This window comes from bacterium (assembly GCA_023150945.1).
Taxonomy (GTDB): Bacteria; Zhuqueibacterota; Zhuqueibacteria; order Zhuqueibacterales; family Zhuqueibacteraceae; genus Coneutiohabitans.
Map to the genome: position 1 here is coordinate 434,410 of JAKLJX010000001.1, position 17,944 is coordinate 452,353.

General features: G+C 60.6%; 13 protein-coding genes and 1 pseudogene. 8 read left to right on the top strand and 6 right to left on the bottom strand.

Annotated elements, in window-relative coordinates:
* Nucleotides 1–83: 83 nt before the first annotated feature.
* Nucleotides 84–572 carry a gamma-glutamylcyclotransferase gene (locus tag L6R21_01695; protein MCK6557885.1) on the bottom strand — a complete coding sequence of 163 codons (489 nt, stop codon included), beginning with the start codon at nucleotides 570–572 and terminating at the stop codon, nucleotides 84–86.
* 195 nt (nucleotides 573–767) lie between these two features.
* Nucleotides 768–1,577, bottom strand: a complete 810-nt coding sequence (locus tag L6R21_01700) for a DUF3108 domain-containing protein (protein MCK6557886.1) — start codon at nucleotides 1,575–1,577, stop codon at nucleotides 768–770.
* 654 nt (nucleotides 1,578–2,231) lie between these two features.
* Between L6R21_01700 and L6R21_01705 the strand changes: the two are divergent.
* From L6R21_01705 to L6R21_01720, 4 genes and pseudogenes are all read left to right on the top strand, one after another.
* Nucleotides 2,232–3,341 (top strand): annotated as a pseudogene (locus tag L6R21_01705) (aminopeptidase).
* Between the two features lie 386 nt (nucleotides 3,342–3,727).
* Nucleotides 3,728–3,889 carry an Rdx family protein gene (locus L6R21_01710; protein MCK6557887.1) on the top strand — a complete coding sequence of 54 codons (162 nt, stop codon included), beginning with the start codon at nucleotides 3,728–3,730 and terminating at the stop codon, nucleotides 3,887–3,889.
* Between the two features lie 148 nt (nucleotides 3,890–4,037).
* Nucleotides 4,038–4,913, top strand: a complete 876-nt coding sequence (locus L6R21_01715) for a class A beta-lactamase-related serine hydrolase (protein MCK6557888.1) — start codon at nucleotides 4,038–4,040, stop codon at nucleotides 4,911–4,913.
* A gap of 40 nt (nucleotides 4,914–4,953) precedes the next feature.
* Nucleotides 4,954–8,397: a PAS domain S-box protein gene (locus tag L6R21_01720; protein ID MCK6557889.1), complete on the top strand. Its 3,444-nt coding sequence runs from the start codon at nucleotides 4,954–4,956 to the stop codon at nucleotides 8,395–8,397.
* A 208-nt stretch (nucleotides 8,398–8,605) separates the two neighbouring features.
* Here the strand turns inward: L6R21_01720 and L6R21_01725 are convergent, their stop codons facing one another.
* The 3 genes from L6R21_01725 to L6R21_01735 form a co-directional block, all read right to left on the bottom strand.
* The gene (locus L6R21_01725) at nucleotides 8,606–10,174 is read right to left on the bottom strand and encodes an ATP-binding protein (GenBank protein MCK6557890.1); all 1,569 of its coding nucleotides are present in this window, start codon (nucleotides 10,172–10,174) and stop codon (nucleotides 8,606–8,608) included.
* Between the two features lie 148 nt (nucleotides 10,175–10,322).
* Nucleotides 10,323–11,243: a DUF58 domain-containing protein gene (locus L6R21_01730; protein MCK6557891.1), complete on the bottom strand. Its 921-nt coding sequence runs from the start codon at nucleotides 11,241–11,243 to the stop codon at nucleotides 10,323–10,325.
* A gap of 71 nt (nucleotides 11,244–11,314) precedes the next feature.
* Nucleotides 11,315–12,307: a MoxR family ATPase gene (locus L6R21_01735; GenBank protein ID MCK6557892.1), complete on the bottom strand. Its 993-nt coding sequence runs from the start codon at nucleotides 12,305–12,307 to the stop codon at nucleotides 11,315–11,317.
* A 351-nt stretch (nucleotides 12,308–12,658) separates the two neighbouring features.
* Between L6R21_01735 and L6R21_01740 the strand changes: the two genes are divergently transcribed.
* The 3 genes from L6R21_01740 (at nucleotide 12,659) to L6R21_01750 (ending at nucleotide 15,804) form a co-directional block, all read left to right on the top strand.
* Entirely contained in the window at nucleotides 12,659–14,029 is a 1,371-nt protein-coding gene (locus L6R21_01740) for a cystathionine beta-synthase (protein ID MCK6557893.1), read from the top strand.
* Between the two features lie 139 nt (nucleotides 14,030–14,168).
* Entirely contained in the window at nucleotides 14,169–15,119 is a 951-nt protein-coding gene (locus tag L6R21_01745; GenBank protein ID MCK6557894.1) for a DUF4249 domain-containing protein, read from the top strand.
* 274 nt (nucleotides 15,120–15,393) lie between these two features.
* Complete coding sequence (locus L6R21_01750) at nucleotides 15,394–15,804, top strand: YkgJ family cysteine cluster protein (GenBank protein MCK6557895.1); 411 nt, start codon at nucleotides 15,394–15,396, stop codon at nucleotides 15,802–15,804.
* 130 nt (nucleotides 15,805–15,934) lie between these two features.
* Here L6R21_01750 and L6R21_01755 read toward each other — a convergent pair whose 3' ends face one another.
* Nucleotides 15,935–17,332 (bottom strand): M20/M25/M40 family metallo-hydrolase, encoded by a 1,398-nt coding sequence (locus L6R21_01755; protein ID MCK6557896.1) that lies wholly within the window; start codon nucleotides 17,330–17,332, stop codon nucleotides 15,935–15,937.
* Between the two features lie 263 nt (nucleotides 17,333–17,595).
* Here L6R21_01755 and L6R21_01760 point away from each other — a divergent pair, with 263 nt between their 5' ends.
* Complete coding sequence (locus tag L6R21_01760; GenBank protein MCK6557897.1) at nucleotides 17,596–17,766, top strand: hypothetical protein; 171 nt, start codon at nucleotides 17,596–17,598, stop codon at nucleotides 17,764–17,766.
* The last annotated feature ends 178 nt before the right edge of the window (nucleotides 17,767–17,944 follow it).

Below are 17,944 nucleotides of genomic sequence, written 5' to 3' on the forward strand. Positions count from 1 at the left end.
GCCCACGCCGCGGTCGCGATGGGTCTTGCCGCTGCGGGGATTGTCGCGAATAGTTATGAGGAGCGAATCGCGCCGGTGCCGGTTCAGTCTTCCAGCCAGTGGGCAGCGGGTTGATAAAGGCGGAAATCTCCGGACGGAATCAGTGTGAGGCCGGACACTGGCAGGTTGAGAATGTACGACCAGGCCCGCGCCTCTCCTTGTGCAGCGGTCACCGGGATGATCTTGCGAATGTAGAGGCTGCGCGCCGGTTGATCCGGCCAGTAACCCTGAATCAAATCCAGCGTCTCGAAAAAAATCTCGGGATCATGCACCTGATGCAGCTCGCCGTGCACCTGCTCGCCGCCGCTGCTTTCGATCATGCCGGGGAAGGCGCCGACGTCGTACAATCTGCCGGCGGCGGTGGCAGGCCCGGCGAAGCTGGCCTTGTCCGGATTGTCCAAAAAATCAGCGCGCTCCATGCCGCGCATGAGTGTGCCATAGACGAAAAGAAGGTTGGTTGTTTCCGCTGCCGGAGAACTGTGTGGCCGCAACCGAAACAAAGTGCTTTTGGGGAGATGATCGGTGAATAGCATTGGGATTCCTGAACCGCCCGCGCGAGCGAAAAAATTTGCGAAAGGTAAGCATCCGCCTGCAGGATGTCAAGGGGTTTGAAGCTGCCGCGCTGCGGCCTGGCGCACGGGCGCAGCGTCGCGACGGTGCGTGGAGAGAAAAGCGGTGCGCCACCGGGATGATTGGCCGGGTGGCGCACCAGCAGGAGACGATCGCGCTCAAAAGGTGGCGGCGACTTCGACCAATTCGAAAGTCAAATGAGCGGTGGGCAGAATCTGTTTAATGATGCGGTGCGGTGCTGCGCTCTCCAGCAGCAGAATCCAGCGCGCTTTGCCGGAAAATCCTTCGACGCGATAGCAGTGGAACGAACCCGCGGGAACCGACACCTCTTCGGTGCGCACCACCCAGGCGCGTGCGATGGTTTCCTCATTTTCCATGGCGTCGAAAATCGGGAAAGTGAGAGTACGGCCCACAGCCAGCCGGCCAGTGCGCAGGAGATAATGCACGGCGTACACATCCGCGGCTCCGGGAGAGAGGCGGCGGTTGATGGTCACATCGCCGCCGAGAACCTCCGGCCGTTTCACCACGCCGGTGACGGCGCGACCGTCGTAGCGCAACCGGACTTCCCGCGTCAATTCATCATCGAACACGATCGTGTGGCTGTTCACCGGACCAAGCGTCGAATCGGCGCGCAACGTGAAGGTGGTGGAGCGCGCAAACAATCCCGTTGTGGCTTCGGTGACGTGAATGACGCCGGCGGCCCGATCATGCGTGATCGTGACCATGGCCTCGCCGAACACATTGTGCCCGGAGACGGTGCGATAGCGCAGTTGATCATCCACCAACAATTGCGCGTTGAAAGGGTCGTGCGATGGGAAGTTTTGGGCAGCCACGGGCGCGAGCGGCAGGAATACGAAAGCGAGAAGCACCGCTCCCTGCCACACGCCTGTCGCCGTGTGCTTCCTGCCCCGCCGGGCAAAGCGGCACCGCGGCCGGTTCAACGAAACGAGCGCACCGGAAACGAACATGGGAACTCCTCTTCATCCATAAAGCGTTCTGGCCGAGGCCTCATGCCTCTGCCGGTAAGCCGGTTCGAAAAATCTTCTGAGCAGTCCGCAATCAAAACATGGCCATCCCGCAGGCCAAACAGCTCCCGCGGCAGGAGCAGCTTCTCGAGAATTCGCGATTGCAGACAGACTTAATTAGCCGCAACCGGTCGCACCTGCCGATAAACGATTTGCCGGCGAAAAGCAGGTTGCGTGATCGAGAACAGAAGTCTACCCCCCCGGCCTGCCGGAAACGTAAAATCATCTCCGCAGATTGCCAGGTTGAGTGTACAATTTGACCAGGTCTGCGTTCGGGAATGTTTCACCCTCGGTTACGCCCAGGTTTCCAAATCAACGGCTGGGAGACTCTGGTGATTTTGCTGCAACAGCCAAGCGGTTGCAGAAACATTTCCAGCGAAGATGCGGATGCAGAAAAAATGTTCGCAGGATCGTTGCCAAGCGTCTACTAATAGTCGGCTGTTTTTCGACCAGTCGCAAGCAGGCAACGCCCCGGCCCGTTGTTGACAATCTAGCAATCATTTAATATATTTGCCGGTCGTTCTGCCAGATGCCACTAATTCAATGATTTCGGCATTGCGCGACTGGCATCACGAACTTCAACATTGGCGGAATGCTATGAAAGACCCAAGACTAGCACGGTTGGCGGAGGTTCTCACGCGTCACTCCACCCGTCTCCAGAAAGGGGAACGGGTTTTGATCGAAGCCTATGATGTTCCGGAGATATTCGTCACCGAACTGATTGCCGCGGCAGTGCAATGCGGCGCCCTGCCGATTGTCGAGACCAAGCACAATCAGGTGTTGCGCCAGATGTACCGCAAGTATGGCGAGGATGCCTTCAAGCTGCTGGGCGACATCGAAAAATACCGCATGGCCAAGATGGACGCCTACATCGGCGTGCGCGGCAGCCACAACATTTGCGAAATGTCGGACGTGCCGGCGCTCAACATGCGGCATTTGCAGCGCCACATCTTTCAGCCGGTGCACCATGACATTCGCCTGAAGACCAAATGGGTGGTGTTGCGCTATCCCAATTCCGCCATGGCTCAGCAGGCGGGCATGAGCAGCGAGGCCTTCGAGGATTTCTACTTCGACGTGTGCACGATGGACTACGGCCGCATGTCGCACGCCATGCAGGCGCTCAAGGAATTCATGGAGCGCACCGACCGCGTGCGTCTCGTCGGGCCGGGCACCGATTTGGAATTCAGCATCAAGGGCATTCCCGCCGTGCCGTGCGGCGGTGAGTTCAACATCCCCGACGGCGAGTGTTTTACGGCGCCGGTGCGCGATTCGGTCAACGGCCGCATTCACTTCAACACGCCGACGATCCATCAAGGCGTGGCCTTCTCCGACATCGAGTTCACCTTCGAGAACGGCAGGATTGTCAAAGCCACGGCCGACAAAACCGCCCGCCTCAATGAGATTCTCGACACCGACGAGGGCGCGCGTTACATCGGCGAATTTTCCTTCGGCTTCAACCCCTACATCACCAAGCCGATGCTTGACATTCTCTTCGATGAGAAGATCGCCGGCTCGTTCCATTTCACTCCCGGCAACGCCTACGAGCACGCCGACAACGGCAATCGCAGCCAGGTGCACTGGGACCTGGTGATGATTCAAACGCCCGAGTACGGCGGCGGCCAGATCTACTGCGATGATGTGCTCGTGCGCCGCGACGGCAAATTCGTGATTCCGGAGCTGCTGGCGCTCAATCCCGAAAACCTGATCGGCAGCGGCAACGGCAGAGCCGTCCGGCCGCGTGTCACCGAAGAAGAACCGCTGGAGGAAGTGTACGCCTGACGCGTGCCCTGCTCTGGGAGATGATGGTCGCTCCGACTCCTACTCTTACTCCTACTCTTACTCCTACTCCTACTCGCTTTTGATCGTCGAGATTCGAGTAAGAGTAGGAGTAAGAGTAGGAGTAAGAGTAAGAGTAAGAGTAAGAGTAAGAGTAAGAGTAAGAGTAAGAGTAAGAGTAAGAGTAAGAGTAAGAGTAGGAGTAAGAGTAGGAGTAGCGGGAGCAGAAGTACCATCTTTTGTAAGGGAACGACGGAGAGATGAGAATTTCCATCGAATACTGCGTGCAGTGAAACTACTGGCCGCAAGCCTCCAGTTTGGAGCGCGAGATTAGATCGCATTTCCCTCAGGCTGCCGTCGAGTTGATCGAAGGCAGCCACGGCATTTTTGACGTGAAGCAGGACGGCCGTTTGCTCTATTCGAAGCATGACACCGGCCGTTTTCCCCAAAGCCGTGAAATCCTCATGAAGCTGAAGTGAACCGCGTCCCGCTTTTGGTTCCCTGCCGGAACTGTGGCGGGACACTTTCTTTCAAGCCATGCCGCTCTCATTCCTGTTGACCGCACTCATCGCCCTGTGCGCGTGGCCGTGCGCAATCGCCGCCGGCCCCGGCGCTGCCCTGACGCCCATGCCCAGCCCCCTTCACGCCGACACTCGCGCCGAGCTGGACCGTTATTTCCAACAGCTCACCGACAGCCTGCAGGCAGAAATCTGCGTGGCCCTGCGCGATTTGGAAACCGGCCGCGAGTACTTTTTCAACGAAAAGACCATGCTGCATGCCGCGAGCACGATGAAGGTCGCGGTGATGATCGAAGTCTTCCGCCAGGCGGAGTCGGGAAAATTCCAACTCAGCGATTCGCTTGCCGTGCGCAATCAGTTCACCAGCATCGTCGATGGCTCGCCCTACCGCCTGGACTTGGGAGAGGACAGCGATGATTCCCTCTACGTCGCGCTCGGCGGCAAAATGGCCATCCGCGAGCTTGTCCGCCAGATGATCACGGTGAGCAGCAATCTCGCCACCAACCTGCTGATCGAACTGGTGCGGGCCGACAGCGTCATGCAAACGCTGCATCGCCTCGGCATTCATGAGCTGCACGTGCTGCGCGGCGTGGAAGATCTCAAAGCCTACGAGCGGGGTATGAACAATCGCACCAATGCCCTCGCGCTCATGCTCTGCCTGCAGGCCATTGCCGAAGGCCGCGCCGCCAGTCCCGCCGGTTGTGAGGCGATGATTGCGATTCTGCAGGAGCAAAAATTCAGACAAAACATTCCCGCGGGTGTGCCGCCGGGTTTTTGGGTGGCCAACAAAACCGGCTCGATTACCGCCATCGATCATGATTGCGCCATCATCGGGCAGGCCCAGCGCAAACCGGTGGTGCTGGCCGTGCTCACGCACAAAATCGCCACGCACCAACAAGCCTACGAAACCATTGCCCATGTCACCCGGCACCTGTTCGAGACGCTCGTGCTGCCCGCTGTGCCGGAACGCCTGCCGGTGCATTGAGCGCACCGCATGCTCTCATTCTGATCGTGCAAGGTCCCTCATGAAAACCCACGCGCTTCTCCCGCTGCTGGCTGCGCTGGTGTCGGCTCTGCTGCCCGGCTACAGCACCGCGCAGATGCTGCAGATTCACAAATACGGCACGGCGCAGGGCCTGCCGCAAAGCGAAATCATCGAGATCTATCAGGATCGGCAGGGGTACATTTGGTTTGGCACGTATGAAAACGGCGTGGCGCGCTACGACGGCAGCCGCATGAAACATTTCTCAGTCGAGGCCGGGCTGGCGCATGCCTCGGTGCGCGCGATCGTGCAGGATCGATGGAATAATTTGTGGATCGGCACCGAAAATGGCCTCTCCTGTCTCACGCCCGGAGAAACCATCTTCAACTTCACCACGCGTGAGGGCCTGCCGTCCAATCAAATTTTCAGCCTGCGGGAGGATGACCAAGGCAATCTCTGGGTCGGCACCAGCAACGGACTGTGCCGGGGTGTCGTGCCCGACAAAATCGCCACGGCCCGGCAGGAGCGGCCGGCATTGACTTTCACCAAGTATCCATTCGCTGACACCAGCGCCGATACGGTGGTGCGCACGATCGTGATCGCGCCCGATCGTCAACTCTGGGCTGGCACGGGCGACGGCATCTACCTGTTGCAAGCGGGCCAACTGGTGGTGGCGCCGGAAACACAAACGCTGCAAGATGACTTCGTGCGCGAGCTGTTGTTCACGCCGGACAGCACGCTGTGGATCGGCACCAGCGGTGGCCTCTACCGGCTGCAGCAGCACCGCCTCGAATCCGTTTTCACGCCGGTGCAGCCGCGGGATGAAAATATCTATGCGCTCGCGGCGGATCACGTCGGCAATTTGTGGATCGGCACGCGTTCGGGCTTGAGCAAGTTCGATGGCCGCAGCTTCGTGCATTATGAAACCCGGCACGGCCTGCCCAACAACTTTGTGCGCACCCTGCTGGTCGATTATGAGAACAACATCTGGGTCGGCACCATCGGCGCCGGCGCCGGCAAAATATTCGGATGGAACATCCAGAACTACACGCGCGAGGTCGGGCTGCCGGTCAATGTCGTCTACAGCTTTCTGGAAGATCGCAACGGCCGGGTGTGGATCGGCACAGGCGGCGGCGGACTGGCGGTCGTGGCCCGCGATACGGTCACCGTCTTTGATGCCCGCACCGTGCTGCCGGACAACTTCGTGCACGGTCTGGCGCAATCACCCTCCGGCGACATTTGGGTGGCCACCAATGGCGGGGCAGCGCGCTGGCGCAACGGAAGCTGGCGCAAATTCACCGAACGCGAAGACGGCCTGCCCCACGGCAGTTTACGCCACGTGCTTTGTGCCCCCAACGGCGAAGTATGGTTCAGCAGCGCCGGCGGTGGCGCGATTCGTTATCACAATGAGCGCTTCGAGTCCTTCACCACAGCGCAGGGACTGCCGCACAACTCGGTCACGCAGATTCACCTGGATCGCCGCGGCCGCTTGTGGATGGCAACCGATGCCGGCTTGTTCATGCGCGATGCCAACGGCCAGCCGCATGTGTTTGACCATTTCGAAAATCTGGTCGCGCCCACCATCTATTGCATTTGCGAAGATCACACTGGCGCGCTCTGGTTCGGCACGCGCTTCGGCGGCGCCTTGCACTGTGAAAACGATGGCTTCAAAGTCATCGATGCCAGCGATGGTTTGCCGAGCCGGACCATTTACTTCATTGCCGAAGACGGCCGGCAGCGCCTGTGGTTCGGCACGAATGACGGCGTTGCTTACCAGCAAAATTCCACGTATGCATATCTCAACGCTGCCGCCGGCCTCGCCGACAATGAATGCAACACCCGCGCCGCCCTGCTCGACCGGCAGGGTTGGATGTGGTTCGGCACTATCGCCGGCGCTTCGCGCGTGAACGTGCACGCCGTGCCCTTTCGCTCCGTGCCGCCGCGCGTGGACATTCTTGCGTTGGAATGGCAGGGCAGACTGTTTCACCGCTTCGATGCCGTGGCCATGACTTCCAGCGATGCGAACGTGTTGAATTTCAGGCTGGGCACACTCTCTTTTCTCAACGAAAACGCCAATCGCAATTTCGTGATGCTGCAGGGTTTCGACAGCGACTGGAAGGACCTGGGCGCCGAACGCGAAATTCGCTACACCAACCTGGCGCCGAAACAATACCAGCTCCTGGTGCGCGGCCAAAACGCTTTGGGCCTGTCCTCCGCCGATACCGCCCGCTTCGCTTTTGCGGTGAAACCGGAATTCTATGAGACCACCGCCTTCTTCGCCGGCTGTGCCGTGTTGTTCGCGGGATTGATCTATGGCGGCTTCCGTTTCCGCGTGCATCAGGTGCGCGCGCGCGAACGCGAGCTGGAACAGGCGGTGGCCGAGAAAACCACCCGCTTGCAGGAGACGCACTCGTTTCTCGCCACCGTCAAGGAATCGCTGCCCATCGGCCTGCTGGTGTTGGATGCCCGCGGCCTGATCGTCGAAGTCAATCGTGCCGCGCAGGAATTGTTCGGCTTTTCCGCCGAGGAGATGCGCGGCCGCGAGCTGCACGCCCTGCTTTCCAGTCCGCTGCTCAAGCGTGACGCGGTGTGGGAAGCGCTCGCGGGCCAGAAGGCCGAAATCGATCTCATGGGCTTGCACCAAAGCGGCAAGCGCTTCGTTTGCCAGGTGCATTCCGACCATGTCAATGACAGCGCGGGCCGCCTGCATTTCCTCATCCTCACCTGCGAAAACATCGATGAGCGCAAAGAGCTGGAGGCCAAGCTCATCGAGAATGAAAAGCAGCTCGCCATGATCGACTTGATGGCCGGCATGGGCGACGTGTTGAACAACAAACTCGCCGGCATCCAGGGCTACATCGACGTGTTGAAAACCGAGCTGGCCCAGCTTGCCAATGCCGAATCTGCGCGCGCCATCGCCTGGGTGCAGGGCGCGATTCACGACATGAGCAAAGTCATCCGCCAGTTGATCGATTGCAGCGCCTATCTCGTCAAGCAGCCGGTGATCACCACGGATTTGCGCCAGGAGTTGCGCGGCCTGGAGCAGCGCTGGAGCGACAAGATCACCTTCCGCCTGGCGGCCATGCCGCAGCCGCTGCCGGTGGCGGTGATTTCCAAATTTCGCAACGCGCTCGACGAAGCCGTGTTGAACTCCATTGAAGCGGAAGCCACGCAAATCACCATTGCCGTCGAGACGCTGCCCTCGGTTGCCAGAGTCCGGATGCTGATGACCGACAATGGCCGCGGCATTCCGCTGGAGGACGTTACCAAGGTGTTTCTGCCGTTCTTCAAGACCAAGGGCGCGCCGCATTCCGGTTTGGGTTTGTGGAAGCTGTATCAGGTGATCAAGCAATGTGGCGGCGCCGCGGAAGTGGTGGCCCTGCCCCATGGCGGCACGCAGTTGCGTCTCACGCTGCCGCTGCAGAGTTCGGAGAACGACGAGGCCATGGTGGCGGCCCACCGGATGAGGATGACGGAACCGAGGTGAGGGGGAAGTAACCGCTGTGGGAAGTCTTCATCGAATACGGCAACACCGCCCCTGTGCCGGGGCGGTTGCTTGACGGCAGAGCCGCAGCGCGAGTGGCGAGAGCCGGGCCGTCATACTCGGCCGGCTTGGCGTCTCTGCCTGCGAAGACATGACGAAGCTCAAATCCTGCCCATCACACATTTCCTGCCCAAGCGGCTTACACCGCGGGCTAAACGATGATGGTAAATGCCGTCCCCTTCCCCGCCGCGCTTTCCACCGCGATCGTTCCGCCATGTTCTTCGACGATTCTCTTGACCATCGTCAATCCCAAGCCGGCGCCGCCGCGTTTGGTGCTGAAATTCGGCTCGAAGATTTTCTCCAGCATTTCCGGAGAAAGTCCGGGACCTTGATCTGCAATGGTCAAGCGGACTTTGTCGTCTGCGCGCCGCGTGCTGATCGTAATCGTGCCGGTGGGCGCGAGGCTCGCTTCCAGCGCATTCTTGATCAGATTGTTCAACAAGCGCTTGATTTGCTCGCGGTCGAACGGCCGCGGCGGAATATCCGGCGCCAGATCGGTTTTGATCTGAATCTCGCCGCCCGCGCCTTGAAACAATCGCGCCGTCAGTTGAACCACTTCATTCAAATTGCCCGGCTGCAATTCCGCTTTGGGCAAACGCGCAAACTCGGAAAACGCCTCGGCGAGATGGCGCAAACTGGCCAATTCTTCTTCAATGCTCTGAAACGATTCCTGCACCGCGGTTTGCGAGACAACCGCTTCATCCAAACGCTGGCGCACGCGATAGAGTCCGAGCTGAATCGGCGTGAGCGGGTTTTTGATCTCATGCGCCACCTGGCGCGCCACTTCCCGCCAGGCGGCGAGACGCTCGGTGATTACCAGCTTCTCCCGGCTGGTGCGCAGTTCGTTGATCATGTGGTTGAAGGAATCGACAAGCTGGCGGATTTCATCTTTCGCCGTAGCTTCGGCTTGCACCTGCAAATTGCCGCTGGCCACCTGTAAACTGGCATGCGTGAGCTGTTCCAGCGGCCGGCTCAACCGCTGCGACAGCACGCGCGCGGCCAGCACGGAGAGCAGGCACAACACCAGAATCATCGCGGCGGCCCCTCCCCATATCAACTCACCCTGCAACGCGCGCTCTTTGATCATCGCAAGGGAATTGTACACGCGCAAGGCTTGGGTCAACCGTTCCTTGGTCAGCGTGATCTCCGGGGCCACGGCAAAACCCACCAATGCCATCTCCCCTGCACTCGCCGGCAGCCACACGCGGCAATGCGTCGGCCGCGCGCCTGCCTGCGCCAGCAATTCGCTGTCGCGCTGGCCCCAGCTTTCGCTGATCCGTTCGGGCGTGAAGGTCATGGCCAGCGCGCGCGCCGCTTCATCGCGGGCCACGGCCTGGCTGAGTTGCAGCTCGTCGCCGGTTTTGCGCCAGGTGAGATAATAGTCGAATTGCCAGCGGCCCAGCATTTCGGCGGTGGCAGGCTCCTGCTGCGCCGCGGCCACGAGCCGGGCGGCGCGCTCTTCAGACTGCTGCTTCATGGCCTGCATCGCGGCGAGCATGGTCGCTTCGACTTCGGGAACCAGCAGCATGTCGATGGTGCTGGTGGCGAGCGAGCTGACGGCAAACAACAGCGGCACGCTGGGCACCATCGCGAACAGCAGAAAAAGGGTGGTCAAGCGCACTTGAAAGTGTGAGCGCCGGGCGGGATGCCACCACAGGTAAGCGAGATAACACGTGAGGAGAAAAAGAATGACTGCCAGCCAGAGGAGGAAGATTGTCATGCTGGATACTTGATACTTGATACAGGATGCTGGTCGCTTGTTCCTGAACCTAGCGCTCCGTTCACGGGCTGTCTCCCAGCTACCAGTTGTCAGGCAGTATTTGCCGTCACGAGCTATCACCTACCACCTGCCACCCACGCCCCACCACCTACCCCAGGTGTTTTCGCTTCAACAGGTACGCCATCAAGCCCTGATCGAAGGTGGTGGCGGTGTCGAGCAGCGTGTAGTCGATGCGGTTCTCGCGGCATTGGCGCTTGAACCAGGCGAGGTACTCGTCGATTTCCTTTTGCACCGCGGCGCGGATGTGCAGCGGCTGGGTCGGCAGGCGCACACCGGATTCCACGTCTTCGAAGATGGCGTCGTCGCGAAAGTCGAAGCGATAGTCCCGCCGGTCGAGCACCTGAAACGCCAGCACTTCGTGATGGCGATGGCGAAAATGCTTGAGGCCGGTGAGAATCTGTTTCGGTTCGTTGTCGAGATCGCGCGGCAGGAAATCCGAGAGCAAAATCACCAGGCCGCGGCGCTTGATTTGTTCGGCGACTTGATGCAGCGAACTGGCCCAATCGGCGTGGCCGCCCGGCTGGGCATTTTCCAGCGTGCTCAGCAGCCGGGTGAGGTAGCTCATCACCGAGCGCGGCGGCAGGTGCTGCGTGATTTTCTGATTGAACAACGTCAGGCCCACGGCATCACGCTGGTGAATCATGAGATAGCTCAGGGCGGCGGCGAGAAAGCTGGCGTATTGAAACTTGCTCACGCCGCCGCTGGGCGCGAGTCCCATCGACGCCGACTGATCCACCACCACGTAGCTCTTGAGGTTGGTCTCCTCTTCGAATTGCTTGACGTAGAAGCGGTCGGTTTTGCCGTAGACTTTCCAGTCGAGATGGCGGATTTCATCGCCTGGCATGTATTGCCGGTGTTCGGCAAATTCGACGCTGAAGCCGTGGTAGGGGCTGCGGTGCAGGCCGGTGATGAAGCCCTCCACCACCAAACGCGCGCGCAGGTGCATGTTCTTCAGCCGCGAGATGGTGGTGGCTTTGAGATATTTTTTGTAGAGCGGTTCGGTCGGCATGGTTGCGATGCAGGTTGCAGTGGCGCGGGCCAATGCCCGCCGGCGCGATCACCGGCAGGCGCGGTGGGCAATCAACGGCCGTTCTTGATCAGGTCGTTGATGATCTGTACGGTGGTGACGCCCTCGGCTTCCGCGGAGAAATTGGTGACCAGGCGATGGCGCAACACCGGCCGCGCCACCGCGCGAATGTCATCGATATCCGGCGTCGGGCGGCCGTCGAGAATCGCGCGCGTTTTCGCGCCCAGCACGAGATATTGCGAGGCGCGCGGGCCGGCGCCCCAACTGATCCAGTCCTGAATGAATTTCGGCGCGCCGTTTTGATGCGGCCGCGTTTGCCGCGCCAGATTGACGGCATAATCCACGACATTGTCGGCCACCGGCACTTCGCGCACCAGCCGTTGCAGCGCCAGGATCTTTTCCGCCTCCAGGATTGCATGCAGATCGGCGACGCGGCCGCCGGTGGTGGTCTTCACGATCAGCTTTTCTTCTGCGTGGCTGGGATAATCCACCCACAGGTTGAACATGAAGCGATCGAGTTGCGCCTCGGGCAGCGGATAGGTACCTTCCTGCTCGATCGGGTTCTGCGTCGCCAAAACGAAAAACGGCTCCGGCAATTTGTGCGTCTGGCCGGCGGCGGAGACTTCATGCTCCTGCATCGCCTGCAGCAGCGCTGCCTGGGTTTTGGGCGGCGTGCGGTTGATCTCGTCGGCGAGCACAATGTTCGCAAACACCGGCCCGTGCACGAAACGGAACGCCTTGCGGCCGGTGCTGACGTCCTCTTCGATGATTTCCGTGCCGGTGATGTCGGAGGGCATCAAGTCCGGGGTGAATTGAATCCGGTTGAATTTGAGCTTGAGCACGCGCGCCAGCGTGCTGATGAGAAGGGTCTTGGCGAGGCCGGGCACGCCGACGAGCAAACAATGGCCGTTGGCCAGCAGCGAAATCAACAACTGCTCGATCACTTCCTGCTGGCCGACGATGACCTTGCTGACTTCGGCGACGATGGCCTGGTGGGCATGTTTGACTTCTTCGATGACCGCGAGATCCTGCGAACTTCTGCTCATGTCGGGTAAAGCTCCTCGTATTGAAAAACGGTGATCGCGAAATTTGTGCGCCGCAGCGGAGGCCGCAGACTCCGCCGCCGGAACAGGCGCTATGATAACCAATCACCTCCCGAAATGCAACCGTTTAATTCCCGCTTGCCGGCGCGCGCAGTGGCTCATAAATATTGTTACCGAAGGTTTTTTGAAACGGGCGCGCCCGCGGCCACAAAGACGCGCTTGCTTCTTGCCGGCGATTTTCCTATCATCGCACGTTTTTGACGGGCCCGCCCGCCGGCCTACTCGGCAGACGCGAGCAAAATCAACCCGCACGGCTTCGCCCGGCGCGCCCGGAATCCGCAACATGAGGACAGCATGCTATTCGACAACATCCTGCAGGTCGTGGGCAAAACGCCCATGGTGAAACTGCATCGCATTGGCTCGCAGTTGGCGTGCCGGCTCTATGCCAAGTGTGAGTTTCTCAATCCCGGCGGCTCACTCAAAGATCGCATCGGCCGCAGCATGGTGGAAGCGGCAGAGGCGGAAGGCCGGATCAAAGCGGGCGACACGCTGATCGAGCCGACCAGCGGCAACACCGGCATCGGCATTGCGCTGGCCGGCGCGGTGCGCGGCTACCGCGTCATCATCACCATGCCCGAAAAAATGAGCCGCGAAAAACAAGTCGTGCTCGAGGCCCTGGGCGCCGAGATCATTCGCACGCCCACCGAGGCCGCCTTCGATTCTCCGGAGAGCCACCTCAGCGTGGCGCGGCGGCTGCAATCCGAATTGCCCAACGCTCACATTCTCGACCAATACGCCAACCCCAACAACCCGCGCGTGCATTATCAAGAAACCGCCCAGGAAATCCTGGATGACCTGGACGGCCAAGTCGACATGGTGGTGATGGGCGCCGGCACCGGCGGCTCGATCACCGGCGTGGCCAAACGCATCAAGGAAGTCTGCCCCAAGTGCCTCATCGTCGGCGCCGACCCGGTGGGTTCCATTCTCGGCGGCGGCAGCGAGGTCGGCACTTACAAAGTCGAAGGCATCGGCTATGATTTCGTGCCGGCGGTGTTGGAGCGCGAGCTGGTTGACGAGTGGGTGAAGACCACGGATCAGCATTCGTTTCTGCTGGCGCGGCGCTTGATTCGGGAAGAAGGCCTGCTGGTGGGCGGCTCGAGCGGCGCGGTCATGTATGCGGCGCTGCAAAAGGCGCCCAAACTCAAAGCCGGCCAGAATTGCGTGGTGGTGCTGCCCGATGGCGTGCGCAACTACATGACGAAATTCGTCGACAACAAATGGATGCGCGACAACGGCTTCTTTGAATCTCCGGCGCTGACCGGCAAAGTCGGTGACCTCATGGCGCAGCATGCCCTGCGGCCCGCGTTGATTTGCGCGGAAGACGTGCAGACGCTGCGGGACGTGGTGGCGGTCATGCGCCAGCAGGGCATCTCGCAGTTGCCGGTCACCTCCGGCGGCGTGCTGGTCGGCATGATTTCCGAAAGCGATCTCATGGAATTCCTGGCTTCGGGCGCGGGCGATGCCAATGCCATCGTTTCGAAATGTATGAACCGGCAGGTGGCGGTGGTGGGCCTGCACACGCCGATTTCCACACTGCAGGAGTCGCTGCGGCAAAGCAACGCCGTGGTGGTCGTGGATCACGAGCGCAAGCCGCTGAGCATCCTCACCCGCATCGACTTGCTGGATTATCTCGCCCGCGCCGCAGGAGAGGGTTCGCCTGCCTGAGCTTGACCCTTGCCAAAGAGCAAAGACCTGAGCCACGACGGCGCGAAGTGCGCAGGCAATCTGATTCTCACCTTGCGTTCTTTGCGCCGCGCTGGTTCGACTGTTGACCGCTTGATTCTTGCTGATGAGGAACGATCAAATGAAGTCTACTCCGGCTGCCGCTCTGCTCCTGCTGTTGACCGCGGCGTTCTTGTTCGCCTGCAGCGAGCAGCCGAGCGAGCCGAACTTTGCAGAGAAGCTGGTGGTCAATGGCTTTCTCCGGCTGGGCAACGGCGTGGACAGCATCGTGGTGAGCCGAACGGTTCCCATTGAAGCGCAGTTCGACGCCGCCAATTCGCGCATTGCCGGCGCCGTGGTGCGGCTGCGCCGGCTAAATGACCGGTGGCTCACGCTGCGGGAAAATGCGGCCGCACCGGGTCACCACGCTGCAGCTCCCGGCGTGTATTTCCTGCCGCCGGAATCGTTGCGCGTGGCAGGCGGCCAGACCTATGAACTGCAGGTGACGGCACTCGGCCAAACCGTAACGGCGCAGACCACGGTGCCGCCGCAAATCAGCCTGCTCGAAGCGAATCGCGGCCTGCGCTATGGCGACCGGCCGCTGCTGGCGAGCGGCGATTCCGTCGAGTATGTTTCCGGCAAGAGCTTCGCGGACGCGCCGCTGTTCAGCCTGTTTTGGCCGCCGCTGCCGGGCGTGAGCATCTACCGGGTGATCGCGGATGCCGACAACAACGACTTCAGCAACATCATTCGCGACACCACCACCGCGGCCAACATTTTCAAGGGAGATTTGGAAAAGCGGGAGGAACCCTTTGGCTTCAACATTGCCTTCACGCCCGATTTTGACCCCATGTCCGGCCGCATCTCCTGGTTGTACTTCAACTACTACGGCTGGCACACAGTACGGCTGCTGGCAATGGACGAAGCCTACGCGCGCTACATGCAGGGCCAGCTCGATGACAACTCGCAGCGCGAAACGCCGAAGAGCAACGTCGTGGGCGGATTTGGCATCTTCGCCTCCTATTCCGAAGTCAACTTTCGCGTGTATGTCAAGAAAGGTCCGCGCTCGGAGCCGGGGGCACCATCACCATAAAACGTGGGGACGGCCTCTCACAAGTGTCATTCGGAAAGAATCCTGTGACGATTCGAACACGCTCCAATTGCATACGCAATGTCGGCGGGCCCCCTCGCAAACGTTGCTCACCAATAAGCGGATCCAGGCGAGAGCATTTGAATCGCGAAGTCGCGAAGGGCGCAGAGTCTTCTGCCTGTTTCTCCGGGCATTCTGCACGCCTCGTCGGGCGGTTGAAATCTGGTATTACCCGGCCAGCCTTGAATAGAAACCGCCGGTTGCCCCGGAGCTGAATATGCCCGATGACTTCTACCAAGACGGCTTGCGTTTTCAATGCCAGCCCAATTGCGGCGCCTGTTGCAGCCAGCCGGGCGAGGTGTATGTGAATGGCGCAGAGGCGCACCGCCTCGCCACGCACTTGCGGCTGACGGCCGCGCAGTTTCGCAAACGCTATTTGCGGCGCGTGCACGGCAGATACAGCTTGCGCGATCGCGACGCCGGCGGCTGCATCTTTTTGGGAGAAGATCTGCGCTGCACCGTGTACGACGCCCGGCCCAACCAATGCCGCACCTACCCGTTCTGGCCGCATCTCCTCGCCAGCCGGCTCGCCTGGGATTGGGAAAGTTTGAAATGCCCCGGCATCGGCAAGGGCGAGATGGTTCCCGCCAGCCGGATCAAGAAACTCCTTCAGGTTGACTTGAAGTGATCGCAATGCCGGGGGCGTAATCGCATGCGGCCAGGAAAAAGCGGAGACACTGAGTTTTTCTTTGTGGCTTCGCGCCTTGGTGGCCAAAATGGTCTTGCTCTTGCACAGCGATGCAAGGCTGCCCGCCGCGCTACAATTCCTCCGACAGCAGATAAGCCATGATCGCCAGTGCGGCCGCGCCCAATTCCAGCTCGCGCGGATTCACCTTGTCGATGGTGTCGTTGTCGGAATGATGATAATCGAAATAGCGATGGGATTCCGGAATCAAGCCGAGGCCGGGCACGCCGGTTTTCACCAGCGGTGAGATATCCGCGCCGCTGCCGCCGCGGCCGAGACGATCGGCTTTCATCGGCGCAAAGACGTCGCGCCACGACAGGATGCGCTCCGCGGTGCTGGAATCCGCATCGATCGAAAACCCGCAGGGCGCAAAACCGCCGCGATCCGATTCGAGGGCGGCAACATGCTTGATCTGTTTCGCAACGGCCTCGCGTGCGTATTCCAAACCGCCGCGCAGGCCGTTTTCTTCATTCATGAACATCACCGCGCGAATGGTGCGCTTCGGCCGGAAGCCGAGTTGTTTGAGCAGCCGCACCGCTGCGATGGCCTGCATGCAGCCGGCGCCGTCATCGTGCGCGCCCGTGCCCTTGTCCCAACTGTCGAGATGGCCGCCCAGCACGATGATTTCCTCCGGTTTCTCGGCGCCGCGCAGCTCGCCCATCACATTGGCAGAAGGGACGTCCGGCAGGGTTGCGCAGGTCAACCGCAGCCGCACGCGCACGCTGCGCTCGTGCGCCAGCAGTTGGCTGAGAAAATCAGCCGCGCGCGTGCTGAGCGCAGCCGCGGGGATTTGCGTCACGCCCGCTTCATAGTTGGTATTGCCGGTGTGCGGCACATCGTCGTTCGCGGTGGTCATCGAGCGCACCAGCGCCGCGACGCCACCGACTTTCGCGGCTTCCACCGCGCCGCTGCCGCGCTGATCCACCGCGCCGCCATAACCGGCAAACGTGTCGAGGCGAGTCGGATCCATCGGCCGGTTGAAGAAGACGATCTTGCCCGCCGCCTTTTTGCCCAGCGCGCGCAGCTCCTCGAATGATTTGACCTCGATGACTTCCGCCACCAAACCCAGCGCCGGCGTCGCGATGCTGCTGCCCAGCGCGCATACCGCCAGCGGCACGGTGCCGTGGCTCGGTGAATTGATGATCGCGGCTTCTTCGATCGGCCCGCGAATCCAGCGCGGCACCATGAGCGGCTGCAACCGCACATTTTCAAAGCCGTGCCGTTCCATCATTTGACGGGTCAACTCCACCGCGGCTGCTGCCTGCGGTGTGCCACTCAAGCGCGGCCCGAGATTGGTCAGCTCGACCAGCATTGGGTAGGCCTGGCCTTCGCGCAACGCGGCGGAGATGATTTGTTGCGTCACGGCCTGGTGCACGCTGTGCGGCCCGGTGTTTCCGCTTTGCGCGGTCAGCGAACCGGCGGCATGCAAAATCAGCAAGCCGGTGCCGCACACAATCATTCGAACGAGCATGACTGCTTCCTTTCCGGAAAGATCACGGTTCCAAAAGACTCCGTCTCTGCCAATGCCTCCTGCCACTGCGGTCACAATTCAGAATACCGGCAATTAAAGGAACTTCTCGTGAAAAGCAACTTTCTCTCCCTTCCCGTCTGGGCAGTGCGTGCAGTTTGATGCCGAATCTTTCCTGCGCGTTTTTGCAACCGCGCCCGGCGCAACGATCCCGCTGCCGCAAACCGAGGGTGTGGCAGAATCCGGCATTTGTTGAGGAAGCGCATTTGATGATCATCAAAAACAACAGGAGGGAACAGCGTTGCGCCGTGCCGGTGTCCGCCGCCGGCAGGTGGGAGGATCTGTTGGAGAATCAGCGGCCGTTAATGGCGCAGGCGAGAGATGTGGAAGTGGAAATGCCGGCCGGTTCCGGCCGCATTCTCATTCACCGCGGCTGAGGCCGGGCAATCTTGTGAGGTACTCCGCCGTGCAGTCTGCTGGACTGCCAACGAACCAAGAAGTAAGCTGGAAAAGACTTCACGGCCGCGCCAGTTTTTCGGTGAAATGCCTTACAACAGATTTCAGACAAGCTGAAGGCCGAAGCCCGCGGGCAGCGCAAGCCCGATAAGTCCACTG